The sequence below is a fragment of the Haemophilus sp. THUN1690 genome (assembly GCF_059704375.1).
This window is the reverse complement of record NZ_AP046582.1, coordinates 601,262-617,680: the sequence shown is the minus strand read 5'-3', so window position 1 is coordinate 617,680 and position 16,419 is coordinate 601,262. Positions and strand designations below refer to the sequence as shown.

General features: G+C 37.8%; 19 protein-coding genes. 5 read left to right on the top strand and 14 right to left on the bottom strand.

All coding sequences use genetic code 11. The annotated features are described in order from the left end of the window. Positions 1 to 7: 7 nt before the first annotated feature. Positions 8 to 1,465, bottom strand: coding sequence for a tRNA uracil 4-sulfurtransferase ThiI (thiI, locus tag AC6H22_RS02955; protein WP_497515316.1), 1,458 nt, complete (start codon positions 1,463 to 1,465; stop codon positions 8 to 10). Positions 1,466 to 1,612: 147 nt separating this feature from the next. Between thiI and xseB the strand changes: the two genes are divergently transcribed. The 3 genes from xseB to dxs are packed head-to-tail and all read left to right on the top strand — an operon-like array spanning position 1,613 to position 4,674. After that, positions 1,613 to 1,852 (top strand): exodeoxyribonuclease VII small subunit, encoded by a 240-nt coding sequence (gene xseB / locus AC6H22_RS02950; RefSeq protein ID WP_005628882.1) that lies wholly within the window; start codon positions 1,613 to 1,615, stop codon positions 1,850 to 1,852. Beyond that, positions 1,852 to 2,742 (top strand): (2E,6E)-farnesyl diphosphate synthase, encoded by an 891-nt coding sequence (gene ispA / locus AC6H22_RS02945; protein WP_497515314.1) that lies wholly within the window; start codon positions 1,852 to 1,854, stop codon positions 2,740 to 2,742. Before xseB ends, ispA begins: the two co-directional genes overlap by 1 nt. Positions 2,743 to 2,796: 54 nt before the next feature. Continuing rightward, positions 2,797 to 4,674 (top strand): 1-deoxy-D-xylulose-5-phosphate synthase, encoded by a 1,878-nt coding sequence (gene dxs / locus AC6H22_RS02940; RefSeq protein ID WP_497515312.1) that lies wholly within the window; start codon positions 2,797 to 2,799, stop codon positions 4,672 to 4,674. Between the two features lie 35 nt (positions 4,675 to 4,709). Here the strand turns inward: dxs and AC6H22_RS02935 are convergent, their stop codons facing one another. The 4 genes from AC6H22_RS02935 to rplM all read right to left on the bottom strand — a co-directional run bounded on the left by AC6H22_RS02935 (position 4,710) and on the right by rplM (position 6,812). Continuing rightward, entirely contained in the window at positions 4,710 to 5,162 is a 453-nt protein-coding gene (locus tag AC6H22_RS02935; RefSeq protein WP_114909054.1) for a ClpXP protease specificity-enhancing factor, read from the bottom strand. After that, a complete protein-coding gene (gene sspA / locus AC6H22_RS02930) occupies positions 5,162 to 5,800 on the bottom strand; it encodes a stringent starvation protein SspA (protein ID WP_005633569.1) in 639 nt (212 codons plus the stop codon). Before sspA ends, AC6H22_RS02935 begins: the two co-directional genes overlap by 1 nt. Positions 5,801 to 5,974: 174 nt before the next feature. Further along, the gene (gene rpsI, locus AC6H22_RS02925) at positions 5,975 to 6,367 is read right to left on the bottom strand and encodes a 30S ribosomal protein S9 (RefSeq protein ID WP_005631594.1); all 393 of its coding nucleotides are present in this window, start codon (positions 6,365 to 6,367) and stop codon (positions 5,975 to 5,977) included. Between the two features lie 16 nt (positions 6,368 to 6,383). Then, positions 6,384 to 6,812: a 50S ribosomal protein L13 gene (rplM, locus tag AC6H22_RS02920; protein ID WP_005628896.1), complete on the bottom strand. Its 429-nt coding sequence runs from the start codon at positions 6,810 to 6,812 to the stop codon at positions 6,384 to 6,386. A gap of 310 nt (positions 6,813 to 7,122) precedes the next feature. Between rplM and metF the strand changes: the two genes are divergently transcribed. Further along, positions 7,123 to 8,004, top strand: a complete 882-nt coding sequence (gene metF / locus AC6H22_RS02915; protein ID WP_118816837.1) for a methylenetetrahydrofolate reductase — start codon at positions 7,123 to 7,125, stop codon at positions 8,002 to 8,004. Positions 8,005 to 8,089: 85 nt separating this feature from the next. Here the strand turns inward: metF and bioD are convergent, their stop codons facing one another. The 8 genes from bioD to rlmE all read right to left on the bottom strand — a co-directional run bounded on the left by bioD (position 8,090) and on the right by rlmE (position 15,378). Next, a complete protein-coding gene (bioD, locus tag AC6H22_RS02910; RefSeq protein WP_497515311.1) occupies positions 8,090 to 8,818 on the bottom strand; it encodes a dethiobiotin synthase in 729 nt (242 codons plus the stop codon). A 101-nt stretch (positions 8,819 to 8,919) separates the two neighbouring features. After that, positions 8,920 to 9,186: a YcgL domain-containing protein gene (locus AC6H22_RS02905; protein WP_005637899.1), complete on the bottom strand. Its 267-nt coding sequence runs from the start codon at positions 9,184 to 9,186 to the stop codon at positions 8,920 to 8,922. A 78-nt stretch (positions 9,187 to 9,264) separates the two neighbouring features. Beyond that, on the bottom strand, positions 9,265 to 9,666 hold the full coding sequence (locus AC6H22_RS02900) for a hypothetical protein (protein WP_497515310.1): 402 nt from the start codon (positions 9,664 to 9,666) through the stop codon (positions 9,265 to 9,267). A gap of 220 nt (positions 9,667 to 9,886) precedes the next feature. After that, complete coding sequence (gene sixA / locus AC6H22_RS02895; protein WP_497515309.1) at positions 9,887 to 10,384, bottom strand: phosphohistidine phosphatase SixA; 498 nt, start codon at positions 10,382 to 10,384, stop codon at positions 9,887 to 9,889. Between the two features lie 59 nt (positions 10,385 to 10,443). After that, entirely contained in the window at positions 10,444 to 11,778 is a 1,335-nt protein-coding gene (glmM, locus tag AC6H22_RS02890; RefSeq protein ID WP_497515307.1) for a phosphoglucosamine mutase, read from the bottom strand. Between the two features lie 37 nt (positions 11,779 to 11,815). After that, the gene (gene folP, locus AC6H22_RS02885; protein ID WP_497513354.1) at positions 11,816 to 12,643 is read right to left on the bottom strand and encodes a dihydropteroate synthase; all 828 of its coding nucleotides are present in this window, start codon (positions 12,641 to 12,643) and stop codon (positions 11,816 to 11,818) included. Between the two features lie 123 nt (positions 12,644 to 12,766). Further along, positions 12,767 to 14,659, bottom strand: coding sequence for an ATP-dependent zinc metalloprotease FtsH (gene ftsH, locus AC6H22_RS02880; protein WP_005628911.1), 1,893 nt, complete (start codon positions 14,657 to 14,659; stop codon positions 12,767 to 12,769). Positions 14,660 to 14,748: 89 nt separating this feature from the next. Continuing rightward, positions 14,749 to 15,378 carry a 23S rRNA (uridine(2552)-2'-O)-methyltransferase RlmE gene (gene rlmE, locus AC6H22_RS02875; RefSeq protein WP_005628913.1) on the bottom strand — a complete coding sequence of 210 codons (630 nt, stop codon included), beginning with the start codon at positions 15,376 to 15,378 and terminating at the stop codon, positions 14,749 to 14,751. Between the two features lie 126 nt (positions 15,379 to 15,504). Between rlmE and yhbY the strand changes: the two genes are divergently transcribed. Then, a complete protein-coding gene (yhbY, locus tag AC6H22_RS02870; RefSeq protein WP_005628915.1) occupies positions 15,505 to 15,804 on the top strand; it encodes a ribosome assembly RNA-binding protein YhbY in 300 nt (99 codons plus the stop codon). A 39-nt stretch (positions 15,805 to 15,843) separates the two neighbouring features. Here yhbY and greA read toward each other — a convergent pair whose 3' ends face one another. Continuing rightward, a complete protein-coding gene (greA, locus tag AC6H22_RS02865) occupies positions 15,844 to 16,320 on the bottom strand; it encodes a transcription elongation factor GreA (RefSeq protein ID WP_005628917.1) in 477 nt (158 codons plus the stop codon). Positions 16,321 to 16,419 lie beyond the last annotated feature (99 nt).

The window sequence follows — 16,419 nt, the reverse complement described above, 5'->3', positions numbered from 1 at the left end:
TTCCTAATTAATGAATGTTTTTTGCAAATACGCGCACATTTGAAAAACCATTTTCTTTCAAATATAAGGCCTGTAATTTGCTCATCACACCACGTTCACAATACAACACGTAATTTTTACTTTGATCAAGGCTACCAAATTGAGAGGAAAGTTTGTAGAACGGCATTTGAATGACTTCATGTGTATCTGATTCAAATGGATTTTCATCCGTTTCTTCTGGGCTACGAATATCCAAAATTACTTCATTTTCACCCAATACAGAAATTGCCTCAACTTCTACGACTTCTTTTTCTGTTTCTTCTGCGATCTGGCGAATATCTAAATATTTCGCATTTTGCACCGCACTTTCTAGAATCTCAAAATTAAAATGCCCTTCTTCTTCTAGAATCTTTTCACGAACCGCTTTGATCGTAGGATTTTTTGAAATCACACCACAAAATTCAGGCATAGATTTTGCAATATCGTCAGTACCAATTTCTTTCGCCATCGCGATAATTTGTTCTTTATCATGCGTAATTAACGGGCGTAATACTAAGGCATCAGCGGCTTCATCGATCAAGCGTAAATTAGTTAAAGTTTGGCTAGAAACTTGTCCTAATGCCTCCCCTGTCACAATCGCTTCAATATTAAAACGTTGAGCGACTTTACTTGCGGCTCGCACCATCATACGTTTTAATACAACGCCCATTTGACCGTTATCGACTTTCTCTAAAATCTCACCGACAACTCCTTCAAAGTTAATCGCAATAAAGCGCACTTTATGTGAAGAGCTATAGCGTTGCCAAATATGATAAGCCATTTGTTTTACGCCAATTTCATGGGCGGCGCCGCCAAGATTAAAGAAACAATAATGAACTCGGGAACCACGACGAATCAACATGTAACTCGATACGCCTGAATCAAATCCCCCCGAAATCAAAGAAAGCACATCCTCTTGCGTCCCAATCGGATAACCGCCAATGCCTGCATGACGTGCTTTAACTAACATCATTTTGTCATCTTCAATATCAATACGAACAGTCACATCTGGATTTTTCAACCGCACTTTTGCGCTTTCAATATGTTGATTTAATCCACCACCGATATAACGTTCTGCTTCAATCGAACTAAATTTATGTTTTCCCTTACGTTTTACTCGAACGCAAAAGGTTTTGCCTTGAAGTTGTTGCGCGACATCAGCAAGCGTCAATTCAAAAATATGATGTAAATCGGTAAACGGTTTTTCTTCAACTTCTAAAAAATGATGAATACCAGGAATACGTTGTAACAAGGCGATTAATTCTTCACGATTTTCTTCATTTTTTGACCGCACTTCAATGTAATCCCAGTGACGTACAACAGCAGTTTCTTCATCATATTTCTGTAAAATATTGCGGATATTAGAGGTTAAAATTTTTGCGAAACGTTTACGCACAGTTTCGCTTTTAATCATAATTTCAGGGAAAAGTTTAACGATAAATTTCATATGAATAGCTTGGGTATTTAAAGTGGCGAGTATTTTACGCAAAGATAGTGAAAAGTCCACTGGTCCTAGCTTGAAATAATTTTTTAACAACTCAAGTAAAATACAGTACAATGGCAAGCAATTTTTACCGTGAAAAAGGATAATTCCATGGCGCGTAAACCCGCATCTTCACAAGATTTTGAGACAACGTTAGCGCAGTTAGAAAATATTGTTACCCATTTAGAAAATGGCGATCTACCGTTAGAAGAAGCGTTAAAAGAATTTGAACAAGGTGTGCAATTAGCCAAGCTAGGGCAAGAACGTTTACAACAAGCAGAACAACGCATTCAGATCTTATTGCAAAAAACAGAAGATGCTCCACTGAATGATTATGAAGGGAATGCTTAATGGGTGACTTTTCTGAAGAATTACAACAGGTTCAAACTCGTATTAACCACTTTTTAGAAGCTCAATTTGAGGGAATTGAAAGTCATAATGCGCCTTTACTTGACGCGATGAAATACGCATTATTACTTGGTGGTAAACGAGTTCGACCTTTCTTAGTTTACGCAACAGGTCAAATGCTTGGCGCAGAGAAACAAACCTTAGATTACGCCGCTGCCGCTATTGAAGCCATTCATGCCTATTCCTTAATTCACGATGATTTACCCGCAATGGATGATGACAATCTACGTCGTGGGCACCCTACTTGTCATATCCAATTTGATGAAGCCACGGCTATTCTTGCGGGCGATGCGCTGCAAAGTTTCGCATTTGAAATATTAACTAAAACACCGAATATTTCTGCTGAACAAAAACTGGATTTAATTCAAATTTTAGCGCAAGGCGCTGGTGTGCAAGGAATGTGTTTAGGGCAAAGTTTAGATCTTATTTCTGAGCATAAACAAATTAGTTTAAGTGAATTAGAATTAATCCATCGTAACAAAACGGGTGCATTGCTAATTGCCGCATTGAAATTAGGTTTCATTTGTTCTCCGCATTTTACCGACAAAAGGTTAGAACAATCCTTAATACAATATGCAGAAGCCATTGGCTTAGCCTTTCAAGTTCAAGACGATATTTTAGATATTGAAGGCGATAGTGCAGAAATTGGCAAACAAGTCGGCGCCGATCTTGATTTAGATAAAAGTACATATCCCAAATTACTTGGATTAAGCGGCGCAAAACAAAAAGCGCAAGATCTATATCAAAGTGCTTTGTCTGAATTAGAAAAAATTCCTTTTGATACAACCGCACTTCGTGCATTAGCTGAATTCATTATTACTAGAAAAAGTTAATATCCACCGCATCAATGCTCACAAAGTGCGGTCAAAAATTATAACGTTTTTAAAATGACTAACAATATGAACAATTACCCCTTATTATCTTTGATTAATTCACCAGAAGATTTGCGTCTTTTAAATAAAGACCAGCTACCACAACTCTGCCAAGAATTACGCGGTTATCTTTTAGAATCTGTTAGTCAAACTAGCGGGCATTTAGCGTCAGGTTTAGGCACTGTAGAGCTAACCGTTGCACTACATTACGTGTATAAAACACCATTTGATCAATTAATTTGGGATGTTGGACATCAAGCTTATCCACACAAAATTTTAACCGGTCGTCGAGATCAAATGTCCACAATTCGCCAAAAAAACGGTATTCATCCTTTCCCTTGGCGTGAAGAGAGTGAATTTGATGTATTAAGCGTTGGCCACTCCTCTACTTCTATTAGTGCTGGATTAGGTATTGCTGTCGCCGCAGAACGAGAAAATGCAGGTAGAAAAACCGTATGCGTAATCGGAGACGGGGCAATTACTGCAGGAATGGCTTTTGAAGCACTGAATCATGCAGGTTCTGTTCACACTGATATGTTGGTCATTTTAAATGACAATGAAATGTCTATTTCAGAAAATGTTGGCGCATTGAATAATCACCTTGCTCGTATTTTCTCTGGTTCTATCTACTCCACATTACGAGATGGAAGTAAAAAAATTCTTGATAAAGTTCCACCGGTAAAAAACTTTATGAAAAAAACCGAAGAACATATGAAAGGAGTGATGTTCTCGCCAGAAAGTACATTATTTGAAGAACTCGGTTTTAATTATATTGGCCCGGTGGATGGGCATAATATTGATGAATTAGTGGCAACACTTACGAATATGCGTAATCTGAAAGGCCCACAATTCTTACATATAAAAACGAAAAAAGGTAAAGGATACGCGCCCGCAGAAAAAGATCCTATTGGTTTCCACGGCGTACCCAAATTTGATCCAATCAGTGGTGAATTGCCTAAACACAATACTAAGCCAACTTATTCAAAAATTTTCGGTGATTGGTTATGCGAAATGGCAGAAAAAGATTCAAAAATTATTGGTATCACACCAGCAATGCGTGAAGGCTCTGGCATGGTGGAGTTTTCTCAGCGTTTTCCAGAACAATATTTTGATGTGGCGATTGCAGAACAACACGCCGTCACATTTGCCACTGGACTCGCTATTGGCGGATATAAACCCGTAGTTGCAATTTATTCGACATTTCTACAACGTGCTTACGACCAATTAATTCACGATGTTGCGATTCAAAATCTCCCTGTATTATTTGCGATTGATCGAGCAGGTATCGTAGGGGCTGATGGCCCAACACATCAAGGGGCATTTGATCTTAGCTTTATGCGTTGCATTCCCAATATGATCATCATGACACCAAGTGATGAAAATGAATGCCGTCAAATGCTCTATACAGGTTATCAATGTGGAAAACCTGCGGCTGTGCGTTATCCTCGCGGAAATGCCATTGGTGTTGAACTAGCACCTTTAGAAATGCTTCCTATCGGTAAATCACGTTTAATTCGAGAAGGTCAAAAAATTGCGATTTTAAATTTTGGTACCCTATTACCATCCGCTTTAGAGGCTGCAGAAAAACTCAATGCAACAGTTGTCGATATGCGTTTTGTGAAACCGATTGATATTGAAATGATTAATGTTCTTGCACAAACTCATGATTATTTGGTCACATTAGAAGAAAATGCAATTCAAGGTGGAGCGGGATCTGCTGTTGCGGAAGTGCTAAATTCGTCTGGAAAATCGACCGCACTTTTACAGCTTGGTTTACCTGATTATTTTATTCCTCAGGCAACACAGCAAGAGGCCTTGAAAGATTTGGGATTAGATTCAAAAGGAATTGAAGAAAAAATTCTTAACTTTATTGAAAAACAAGGTAATTTATAAAAATAAACGCGATGATAACTTCATCGCGTTTTTTCTTAATCAACAATTCTTAAATGAGAAACTGATTTTGTTTTCTTTTTTTCTTCTCGTTTTCTAGGGCTATCTACAGCCTCATGAAAACCAGTTGGTTGTTCAGTATCTGGCTCAGAATTAAGTTCATCGTAAACCTCTTCTGGTTCAAACATCACACCATCACCATTTTCACGAGCATAGATCGCAAGCGCTGCGCCCATTGGAATATACAATTCACGAGAAACACCTTTAAATCGGGCATTAAACTGGATGAAATCATTTGTAAGTTGTAAATTGCCCGTAGCATTAGCAGACAAGTTCAATACAATCTGCCCATCTTTTACATATTCGACAGGAACATTCACACCTAAGTAAGTCGCATCAACAACTAAATAAGGCGTGAAACTATTATCCACTAGCCAATCATAATAGGCGCGTAATAAATAAGGGCGCTTAGGGGAAGCTTTGTATTCCATTATTTATCATCCATTAAATTTTTTGGTGCGGCCTCACCTACAGACTGCAAGAATGAATCTCGACTAAATACACGATCCATATATCCCTTAATCGGTTTACTACCTGGACCTGTAAATTCCACGCCTAAATGTTTTAATTTCCATAACAATGGAGCAACATAACAGTCCACTAAACCGAACTCTTCATTCATGAAATAAGGTGTTTGCTGGAAAACTGGTGTAATCGCTAAAAGTTCTTCTTTTAATTGTTTAAGCGCTTCAGCTTTTTCACTTTCTGTACCATTTTCTGCTTTTTTGAGAGTTGGATACCAATCTTGTTCAATTCGTAACATCAAAAGACGATCTTTTGCTCGAGAAACTGGATACACTTGCATTAATGGTGGATGCGGAAAACGCTCGTCAAGATATTCCATAATAATTCGTGAACTAAACAAAACAAGATCACGATCAACTAACGTAGGCACAGTAGCATACGGATTTAATTCCATTAAATCTTCTGGTAATGCTTGCAAATCAACTTCTTCGTTCTCATAAAGTACACCTTTTTCAGCTAAAACAATTTTTACCTGATGACAGTAAATATCATCCTTATTTGAAAAAAGGGTCATTACTGAACGTTTACTTGATGCGCTGGACATTTATTCCTCCGAAGATCCAAAAATATTCTATATTTTATATAGGGGTGTGTATTCTACCACAAAGCGTAAGCCATTTGCCAAATAATTCTTTTTTATTGTTTTATAATCAATAAGTTATATAACAAAAAAGCAGAGATTTCTCTCTGCTTTTCTTTTTCGAAACGAAAATAAAAATTAACGTTTTGAGTATTGTGGACGACGACGTGCTTTGTGTAAACCCACTTTTTTACGTTCAACGCGACGTGCGTCACGAGTAACGAAACCAGCTGCACGAAGTGCTGGGCGTAACGTTTCATCGTATTCCATCAATGCACGAGTGATACCGTGACGGATTGCACCCGCTTGACCAGAAATACCACCACCTTTAACTGTGATGTATAGGTCTAATTTATCAGTTAACTCAACCAATTCTAATGGTTGACGTACTACCATGCGCGCAGTTTCACGGCCGAAGTAAACGTCTAATTCACGTTGGTTGATAGTGATTTTACCACTGCCCGGTTTGATAAATACACGAGCTGAAGAGCTTTTGCGGCGACCTGTGCCGTAGTTTTGATTCTCTGCCATTTTCTAAACCTCGTGATTAAATATCTAATACTTGTGGTTGTTGTGCAGCGTGTTGGTGTTCAGCACCCGCGTACACTTTTAATTTACGGAACATTGCACGGCCTAATGGACCTTTTGGCAACATACCTTTAACCGCAATTTCAATCACTGCTTCAGGACGGCGAGCGATCATTTCTTTGAAAGTCGCTTGTTTAATACCACCTACATAGCCAGTGTGCCAGTAGTAAAGTTTATCTGTTTCTTTACGACCAGTTACTGCCACTTTGTCTGCGTTAATAACGATGATGTAATCACCTGTATCTACGTGTGGAGTGTACTCAGCCTTGTGTTTACCACGAAGGCGACGTGCTAATTCAGTCGCTAAACGACCTAAAGTTTTACCTGTCGCATCTACTACGTACCAGTCGCGTTTAACCGTTTCTGGTTTTGCTACAAAAGTTTTCATTAATTAATTACCAAAAATTAGTTTGATACCCAGTGTTCTTATGAACACAACCATTGATCTTAATCGCCACCCCTTCGAGTGAGATCTCGATAAAATAATGTACGATGGGAATTCGCACATTTACAGGGTCGGTGTATTATACATATTTATTTCATGAATGCTAATTTTTTATGCAATATTTTAGTATTTTTGCTGAAACCTATTTACATTAACTAAATTAATGTTTTTAATGAATTTATTAAAATTGACTCATACATAAAGTTATTTTATTGTTAACTCAAATATCATCATACTAGCTATAGGAATTTTTATGAGCTACGCTAAAGAAATTGACACACTTAATCAGCACATCGCTGACTTCAATAAAAAAATTAATGTTTCTTTTGAATTTTTCCCACCCAAAAATGAAAAAATGGAAACGCTTTTATGGGATTCTATTCATCGTTTAAAAGTGTTAAAACCCAAATTTGTTTCTGTTACTTACGGCGCGAACTCTGGCGAGCGTGACCGTACTCATAGTATTGTAAAAGCAATCAAACAAGAAACTGGCTTAGAGGCTGCTCCGCATTTAACTGGTATTGATGCTACCCCTGAAGAATTAAAACAAATTGCTAAAGATTACTGGGACAGCGGTATTCGTCGCATCGTTGCGTTACGCGGTGACGAACCAAAAGGATATGCTAAAAAATCATTTTATGCATCAGATCTGGTGGAATTACTCCGTTCTGTCGCTAATTTTGATATTTCTGTAGCAGCTTATCCTGAAGTTCATCCAGAAGCAAAATCAGCACAGGCAGACTTGATTAATTTAAAACGTAAAATTGATGCTGGTGCAAATCATGTTATCACTCAATTTTTCTTTGATATTGAAAGCTACCTACGTTTCCGTGATCGTTGTGCATCAATTGGTATTGATACTGAAATCGTGCCGGGCATTTTACCCGTAACTAACTTTAAGCAATTACAAAAAATGGCTTCTTTCACTAATGTGAAAATTCCTGCATGGCTTGTTAACGCTTATGAAGGATTAGACGATGATCAAACTACTCGTAATCTTGTAGCCGCAAGTGTGGCGATGGATATGGTGAAAATTTTATCTCGAGAAGGCGTGAATGACTTCCATTTCTATACGCTAAATCGTAGTGAACTAACTTATGCAATTTGTCATATGTTAGGTGTAAGACCAGAATAACTTAAAGATAAGATATTTTTCTTCCATGAAATAAGGGCGTTGTTTACGCCCTTATTTAAATATAAAAAACTTTAACCCCACTTTATTATTTGACTAACTCCGTTTGCATATACATTAATCGATCAATATCCTTCAAATAATGTCCCAATTCTTGCTCTTCTGGTTTATGCAAATAAGGAATTTTACCTAAAAGCGGCGCATCAATATGCTCAACAAGCAAATCAACAATTTCTGCATAATGGCTTAATAATGGATTAACACGGTTAGCTATCCAGCCCAATAGAGGCACACCTAGCTGTTGAATCGCTTGCACAGTCAACAACGCGTGATTCACACAACCATCTTTAATACCAACCACAAGAACTACAGGCATTTTTCGTTGTGCAACCCAATCAGCAAAACTTTTTCCTTCCGCCATTGGAGTCATTAAACCAAACGACCCCTCAACCACCACAGACTGATAATTTTGATTTAATCGAGTTAAATCATGATTAATTTTATCTAACTTAATACGCGTCCTATCTTGTGTCAGCATCGGCGCGCTATGGCTAAAGGTATAACTATTAATATCCTTGTAGGACACATTTTCTTTGGTTGAATCCATTAATGTTAATACATCTGAATTTGATAAATTATCATAATCTGATGTATTTTCTTCTTGCATCGCAGGGTAAATACTTTCCTCACCGCAACAAGCAATGGGTTTATAGCCAACCACTTGCACACCTTGTTTTTGCAAGGCTTGAATAATCGCGCGGGTTGCCGTGGTTTTTCCCACATTTGTATCTGTCCCCGCAACAAAAAAGCTACTCATTTTTCTCTCCTTTAAAAAGTGCGGTGGATTTTAAAAGAATTTTTTCTTTAAAAATTTGAGATAACGCAAATTTTCTCTTTTTCGTATCAAAAATAAACAATTTATTTGATCTCACTCAAGCTATTAAATAAACCATCATCTTGTTTTGGTATTTGCAAATAAAATCCTTGTTGTTTAATTTTTTCCAATACCTCATTACAATCTACATTATGTAGAGGCTTGCTCCCAAGTAAATTAAACATCATCACTAATTCTGGTTTTCCAAAGTGGCTCAGCAACACTTCTGGCACTTGAGAAAAATCCTCTCTTTTCGCAATATACAGATAGCTTCCCGGTTTCTTTTTACTTTTATAAATAGCACATAACATATTTTGTTTTCCTAAATAAAAAATCCCTATTAAATTTCTTTAACAGGGATTTTATCATTTATTAAATTGATTAAAGCATTATTTTGCAGCTTCTTTTACTGCATCAGCTGCTTGAGTTGCTTTTTCAGAAACTGCTTCTTTAACTTCAGTCATTTTAGAAGTAGCAGCATCTTTCATTTCGCTAACTTTAGCTGCTGTAGCATCTTTTACTTGTTCAACTTGTACCATTGCTGCATCTTTAACTTCAGTAGCTTTCTCTACTGCAGTGTTTTTCACTTCAGTTGAAGCTTGTTTAGCAGCATCTTTAACATCAGCAACAGCATTAGTTGCTGCGTCTTTTGCTTCAGAAACCATTGATGTTGCCGCTTGTTTAGCAGCGTCAACTTTTTGTGCCGCTTCTTCTTTATCGAAACAACCAGTTACCGCTAAAGCTGAACCTAAAACTAATGCTAGTGTTAATTTTTTCATTATTTTCTCCATAGAATAAATCTTGATTACGGCAAAGCCCTATTGCTTTGATGTGGCGTAGTTTACGGAAATTTTATTAAAAGAAAATAGCTAATACAAAAATTTACATTTCTGATAAATATATAAGTGTAAAAAATAGCATTAACACATTGATATTAAATATATTTTAAAAAAGTTCCATAGAAAAATTTTCTTTTTTGTAAAGAAATGTATATGAATATATGTTTTAGATTTAATCAATCTTATGAATTTCTCTAGATGCTTGATGTATCAATATTTCTGATTTATTACCATCCCATAATAATTGAGCAATGGTTGCAGGATAAAATGGTATTGGATTTCGTTTTCCATACAGTTCAGCAACGATTTCTCCAACTAAAGGTAAATGAGAAATAATCAATACAGATTTAACCCCATCATGTTTCAGCACTTTTAAATAATCAATGACTGAATGCGCATGGCCATAAGGAGTTATACCCTCCCAAGTTTCAAGTTTATTTTCTAATTCAAAATCAAACGCTTGATTAACTTGATGAAAGGTTTCTTGAGCTCTGACATAAGGACTCACTAAAATACGGTCTAGTGAATTAATTACTAGCGTACTTAAATGCTGTTTTAACCATTCTCCTTGAAAAAAAGCTTGCTTAATACCATAGGCAGTTAAGCGACGAGCTTTATCACTATTAGCCATTACTTCAGCCTCGCCATGACGCATAATAAAAATATTCATTTTGCTTTCCTAAGTATTTGATAAAAATAAACCGCACTAAATAAAGTGCGGTTACAAAATTAATGAGATTTAACTGCTTCTGCAATTTCTTCTGCACATTGTTGTGCAAGTTCAGCATCTTGGCATTCAACCATAACGCGAATAAGTGGTTCCGTACCCGATTTACGTAATAAAATACGACCTTTGCCTTCTAAACGTTTTTCAACATCTGCGGCAACAGATTTTACAGCGTCACTTTCAAGTGGATTATCCCCACCCGCAAAACGTACATTAATTAACACTTGTGGAAATAATTTAACCGCACTCGCTAATTCATTTAATGATAATTTATGCTGTGCCATTGCCGCCAATACAGCTAATGACGCAACAATGCCATCGCCAGTTGTATTTTTATCCGCAATGATAATATGTCCTGAATTCTCACCACCAAGCGTCCAATCATTTTCAACCATTTTTTCTAATACGTAACGGTCACCTACATTTGCACGTAAGAAAGGAACACCAAGCATTTTCAACGCAATCTCTAAGCTCATATTACTCATTAATGTGCCAACTACACCGCCTTTTAATTGACCTGAGCGCAATGCTTCCCGTGCAATAATAAAAAGAATTTGGTCGCCATCAACTTTATTTCCTAAATGATCGACCATCATAATGCGGTCACCATCGCCATCATAAGCTAAGCCAACATCAGCTTTCATTTCAACTACTTTAGCTTGTAATGCTGTCACATCAGTTGCGCCACATTTTTCATTAATGTTTAAACCATTTGGATCTGTACCAATTTCAATGACTTCCGCACCTAGCTCTCTCAACACGTTAGGAGCAATATGATAGGTTGCACCATTTGCACAATCTACCACGATCTTATAACCTTCCAAGCCTAAGTGAGCGGGGAATGTGCCTTTACAAAACTCAATATAGCGTCCTGCTGCATCATTAATACGACTTGCTTTACCTAATTCAGCAGATTCCACACAATCCATCGGTTGCTCTAACATCGCTTCAATAGCTTCTTCAATTTCATCTGGTAATTTAGTCCCTTTTGCTGAAAAGAATTTAATGCCATTATCATAATAAGGATTATGAGAGGCTGAGATCACAATACCCGCTTCAGCACGGAAAGTTCTGGTTAAATAAGCAATAGCAGGTGTAGGCATAGGACCGGTAAATGCAGCAGATAACCCCGCAGCGGCTAAACCTGCTTCAAGGGCTGATTCCAACATATATCCAGAAATTCGGGTGTCTTTACCGATTAAAACCATTTTAGAACCTTGAGAAGCTAATACTTTTCCCGCAGCCCAGCCTAATTTTAATGCAAAATCTGGTGTAATAGGATAACTACCTACTTTTCCACGAACACCATCTGTTCCAAAATATTTACGATTTGCCATAATAAAATTCCTTTAATTTTTTATCGTTATAAAACCATCAGGCATTTTCTGTTGCCTGCCAAACTTTGAGCATATCTGATGTTGCAGCAACATCATGTACGCGTAAAATTTTTGCGCCTTTTTGCGCTGCAATCAGCGCACCTACCACACTACCTATCACTCGCTGATCGACGGGTTTATCAAGCACAGCGCCAATCATTGATTTGCGAGATAATCCCGCTAATACTGGATAGCCTATCCGACAAAATTCATTTAGATTTTGTAATAATTGATAATTATGCTGTACAGACTTACCAAAACAAAATCCCATGTCCCAAATTAAGTTTTCTTTTTTAACACCAGCAGAAAGACATTCATTAGTGCGTTTCTGTAAAAAAGCCAATACATCTTGTACGACATTTTCATAATGAGGATTTGCCTGCATCGTTCTAGGTTGACCTTGCATATGCATAATGCAAACAGGTAAAGCAAGTTTTACCGCCGTTTCTAACGCATTAGGCTCTTGCAAAGCACGAATATCATTAATCAAATCCATTCCAACACTTGCTGCTTCACGCATCACAACTGCTTTTGAAGAATCAACAGAAATCCAGCAATCGAAACGGCTTCGCACCGCCTCCACTACTGGCACAACACGATGCAATTCCTCTTGTTCAGATACCTCATCCGCATTAGGGCGAGTAGATTCACCACCAATATCAATAATTGCCGCCCCCTCTTCCAACATTTTTTCAACTTGAAAAAGCGCTCTATCCAAGCTAAAAAACTGTCCGCTATCAGAAAAAGAATCAGGCGTAAAATTAAGGATTCCCATAATTTGAGGCACGCTTAAATCAAGACATTTATTGTTCGAGTAAAGTTTCATAAAGTGCGGTGGATTTTTAGATTGATTTTAATCGGGCGATTATAGCGGAATACGCTGAAGAAAAAAATCATTAGGGAAAAATAAAGCCTTTCCGAAGAAAGGCCTTGTTGATTAGAGAGTTGATTAGGAATTAGAATCTACCGAATTTTCACCCGCACTTTGAGCATTATTGCTATTTGCATAAGCAGCTTGCCCTGTGTGCTCTTCCCATCCAGACGGCGGAGTGACTGGTTCACGATTCATCAGCTGTTTGATTTGTTCTTCTTCGATGGTTTCATATTTCACTAACGCATCTTTCATCGCATGAAGAATATCCATATTGTCGATCAAAATCTGTCTAGCTCTCGCATAGTTACGATTTACAATCGCACGAACTTCTTCATCAATCGCATGCGCCGTTTCATCAGACATATGTTTTGCTTTCGCCATTGAGCGACCTAAGAATACTTCGCCTTCATCTTCGGTATAAAGAATCGGACCGAGTTTATCTGAGAAGCCCCATTGGGTCACCATATTGCGAGCAATATTGGTTGCCACTTTAATATCGTTAGACGCACCAGTAGAAATATTTTCTTCACCATAAATCAAATCTTCTGCTAAACGTCCTGCATAAAGAGTTGAAAGCTTACTTTCTAATTGTTTTTGGCTAATACTAATTTGATCACCTTCAGGCAAGAAGAATGTCACACCCAATGCACGACCACGAGGAATAATGGTCACTTTGTGTACAGAATCATGTTCAGGTACTAAATAACCCACAATCGCATGGCCAGCTTCATGATAAGCAGTGGACTCTTTTTGCTTATCCGTCATAATCATGGTACGACGCTCTGGCCCCATATTGATTTTGTCTTTTGCTTTTTCGAACTCAAGCATGGTGACCATGCGTTTATTCACTCGAGCAGCAAACAAAGCCGCCTCATTCACTAAGTTTGCTAAATCTGCACCGGAATAGCCAGGCGTACCACGCGCTAATGTCATAGCATCAACATCTGGTGCTACAGGCACTTTGCGCATATGCACTTTTAAGATTTGCTCACGACCTTTCACATCAGGCAAGCCAACAACAACTTGTCGGTCAAAACGGCCTGGACGAGTTAAAGCTGGATCAAGCACATCTGGGCGGTTAGTTGCTGCAATAACAATTACGCCGTCATTACCACTAAATCCATCCATTTCAACCAGCATTTGGTTTAAGGTTTGTTCACGTTCATCATGTCCACCACCTAAACCCGCACCGCGTTGACGACCCACAGCATCGATTTCATCAATAAAGATTAAGCAAGGTGCATTTTTCTTAGCCTGTTCAAACATATCACGTACACGAGATGCACCAACACCCACAAACATTTCTACGAAATCAGAACCAGAAATAGTGAAGAATGGAACTTTTGCCTCCCCTGCGATAGCACGAGCAAGTAAAGTTTTACCAGTACCTGGAGGCCCTACCATCAAAATACCTTTTGGAATTTTACCGCCCAAGTTTTGAAATTTATTAGGATCACGCAAGAAATCAACGATTTCGCCCACTTCTTCTTTTGCTTCATCGCAACCAGCGACATCCGCAAAAGTAACCTTAATCTGATCTTGATTCAGCATTTTTGCGCGGCTTTTACCAAAGCTCATCGCTTTGCCGCCACCGCCTTGCATTTGACGCATAAAAAATACCCATACGCCAACAAGGAATAACATTGGGAACCAAGAAATTAAAATTTGGGACAAGAAACCACGTTTTTCAAATGGCGTACCTTCCACTTTCACTTTTTTGCTTAACAAATCATCAAGCAATTTTTTGTCTTCAAGTGGCGGCATTACGGTTGAATATTTAGAACCATCGGTTTTCGTTACCGTAATTTCATTGGCATCAAAACGTGCTTCTGTCACTTGTCCGTTGCTTACATCGTAAACAAAGGTTGTATAATCAGTAGAATTATCTACCGAAGAGGAATTAAAACTCTGGTATGCTGTCATCATAATGACCGCTACAACCACCCAAAGCACCAGATTTTTGACCATATCGTTCAAAGTCTAACCTACCTTTCCTAAGTTAAAAAATTTTTTACAAGATACTACACATCATTAGCGATGAAAAGCTATCAAAGCAATTAGCCTTTATAGCCTGTCGCCACAATATATACTTCACGAGAGCGTCCGCGTGATGCTTCAGGCTTACGCACTTTCACCACATTAAATAAAGAACGAATTTCTCTTAAATATTCATCAAAGCCTTCACCTTGGAAAACTTTAACAACAAAGCTTCCTTTGGTTGCCAAGACCTGTTTACACATATCTAAAGCAAGCTCGACCAAATACATTGCGCGTGGAATATCTACTGATGGCATTCCACTAAAATTTGGTGCCATATCAGACATTACCACATCAACTTTATCTTCGCCTACGCGCGCTAATAAAGCATTCAAAATATTTTCATCACGGAAATCTCCTTGTAGAAAATCAACACCTACAATGGGATCCATTTCTAAAATATCACAAGCAATCACTCGACCTTTACCACCGATTTGTCCCACCACATATTGCGACCAACCGCCAGGTGCAGCGCCAAGATCGACCACAGTCATTCCTTGTTTAAATAATTTATCCGTTTGCTGAATTTCATCAATCTTAAAATAAGCGCGTGAACGTAACTTTTGCTTATGCGCTTTTTGCACAAATTGATCACTAAAATGTTCATTTAGCCAGCGAGAAGAACTCGCTGAACGTTTTTTCTTTCCCATAATCTTCTATTTTTGGTAGTAGTTTTGCTTATATTTGGTTACAATCTGCCGAATTCAAGCCGAGGCTGATTGAAATCAGTGAAAAACATTGAGAAAATCAACCGCTCTTTTTAATTAGGAATCCTTATGACAACCTTATCAACCAAACAAAAACAATTTTTAAAAGGTCTTGCGCACCATCTTAACCCAGTGGTTATGCTTGGTGGAAATGGCTTAACCGAAGGCGTACTTGCTGAAATTGAAAATGCACTTAATCATCACGAACTCATTAAAGTAAAAGTTGCTGGTGCAGATCGTGAAACAAAACAACTTATTATCGATGCGATTGTGCGTGAAACTAAAGCAGCACAAGTACAAACTATCGGGCATATTTTGGTGCTTTATCGCCCAAGCGAAGAAGCAAAAATTCAGCTTCCACGAAAATAACAACAAACGTGCGGTTATTTTCAACCGCACTTTTTTTATTTAAATATAATTCACTTCAATAATATCAAACTCAACGACACCACCAGGCGTTGTAATATTAACGGTATCATCTAATTCTTTACCAATTAAACCTCGCGCAATTGGTGAATTAACCGAAATCAAACCAGATTTAATGTCAGCTTCATCATCGCCCACAATGCGATAAGTAACTTCCTCGTCTGTATCAGTATTTACAAGCACAACGGTTGCACCAAAAATAACTTTACCGTTATTTGGCATTTTGGTTACATCAATCACTTGAGCATTACCAAGTTTACCTTCAATCTCTTGAATACGGCCTTCACAAAAACCTTGTTGTTCACGAGCCGCATGATATTCTGCATTTTCTTTTAAATCACCGTGCTCGCGTGCTTCTGCTATCGCTTTAATAATTTCAGGACGACGTACATTTTTTAAGAAATCCAATTCTTCACGTAATTGTTCTGCGCCACGCACAGTCATTGGAATTTGTTGCATTGTTTTTCCTTTTACTAAATAAAACAAAAACCACGGCAAAATCCTAAAATTTTGCCGCAGTATTATTAAAAATAAACTTGAAATGAGAAAATGATTTAC

Excerpts from the sequence above, each read along its gene's own strand:
- thiI (WP_497515316.1), bottom strand. The coding sequence starts at position 1,465 with ATGAAATTTATCGTTAAACTTTTCCCTGAAATTATGATTAAAAGCGAA.
- xseB (WP_005628882.1), top strand. The coding sequence starts at position 1,613 with ATGGCGCGTAAACCCGCATCTTCACAAGATTTTGAGACAACGTTAGCG.
- ispA (WP_497515314.1), top strand. The coding sequence starts at position 1,852 with ATGGGTGACTTTTCTGAAGAATTACAACAGGTTCAAACTCGTATTAAC.
- dxs (WP_497515312.1), top strand. The coding sequence starts at position 2,797 with ATGACTAACAATATGAACAATTACCCCTTATTATCTTTGATTAATTCA.
- AC6H22_RS02935 (WP_114909054.1), bottom strand. The coding sequence starts at position 5,162 with ATGGAATACAAAGCTTCCCCTAAGCGCCCTTATTTATTACGCGCCTAT.
- sspA (WP_005633569.1), bottom strand. The coding sequence starts at position 5,800 with ATGTCCAGCGCATCAAGTAAACGTTCAGTAATGACCCTTTTTTCAAAT.
- rpsI (WP_005631594.1), bottom strand. The coding sequence starts at position 6,367 with ATGGCAGAGAATCAAAACTACGGCACAGGTCGCCGCAAAAGCTCTTCA.
- rplM (WP_005628896.1), bottom strand. The coding sequence starts at position 6,812 with ATGAAAACTTTTGTAGCAAAACCAGAAACGGTTAAACGCGACTGGTAC.
- metF (WP_118816837.1), top strand. The coding sequence starts at position 7,123 with ATGAGCTACGCTAAAGAAATTGACACACTTAATCAGCACATCGCTGAC.
- bioD (WP_497515311.1), bottom strand. The coding sequence starts at position 8,818 with ATGAGTAGCTTTTTTGTTGCGGGGACAGATACAAATGTGGGAAAAACC.
- AC6H22_RS02905 (WP_005637899.1), bottom strand. The coding sequence starts at position 9,186 with ATGTTATGTGCTATTTATAAAAGTAAAAAGAAACCGGGAAGCTATCTG.
- AC6H22_RS02900 (WP_497515310.1), bottom strand. The coding sequence starts at position 9,666 with ATGGAGAAAATAATGAAAAAATTAACACTAGCATTAGTTTTAGGTTCA.
- sixA (WP_497515309.1), bottom strand. The coding sequence starts at position 10,384 with ATGAATATTTTTATTATGCGTCATGGCGAGGCTGAAGTAATGGCTAAT.
- glmM (WP_497515307.1), bottom strand. The coding sequence starts at position 11,778 with ATGGCAAATCGTAAATATTTTGGAACAGATGGTGTTCGTGGAAAAGTA.
- folP (WP_497513354.1), bottom strand. The coding sequence starts at position 12,643 with ATGAAACTTTACTCGAACAATAAATGTCTTGATTTAAGCGTGCCTCAA.
- ftsH (WP_005628911.1), bottom strand. The coding sequence starts at position 14,659 with ATGGTCAAAAATCTGGTGCTTTGGGTGGTTGTAGCGGTCATTATGATG.
- rlmE (WP_005628913.1), bottom strand. The coding sequence starts at position 15,378 with ATGGGAAAGAAAAAACGTTCAGCGAGTTCTTCTCGCTGGCTAAATGAA.
- yhbY (WP_005628915.1), top strand. The coding sequence starts at position 15,505 with ATGACAACCTTATCAACCAAACAAAAACAATTTTTAAAAGGTCTTGCG.
- greA (WP_005628917.1), bottom strand. The coding sequence starts at position 16,320 with ATGCAACAAATTCCAATGACTGTGCGTGGCGCAGAACAATTACGTGAA.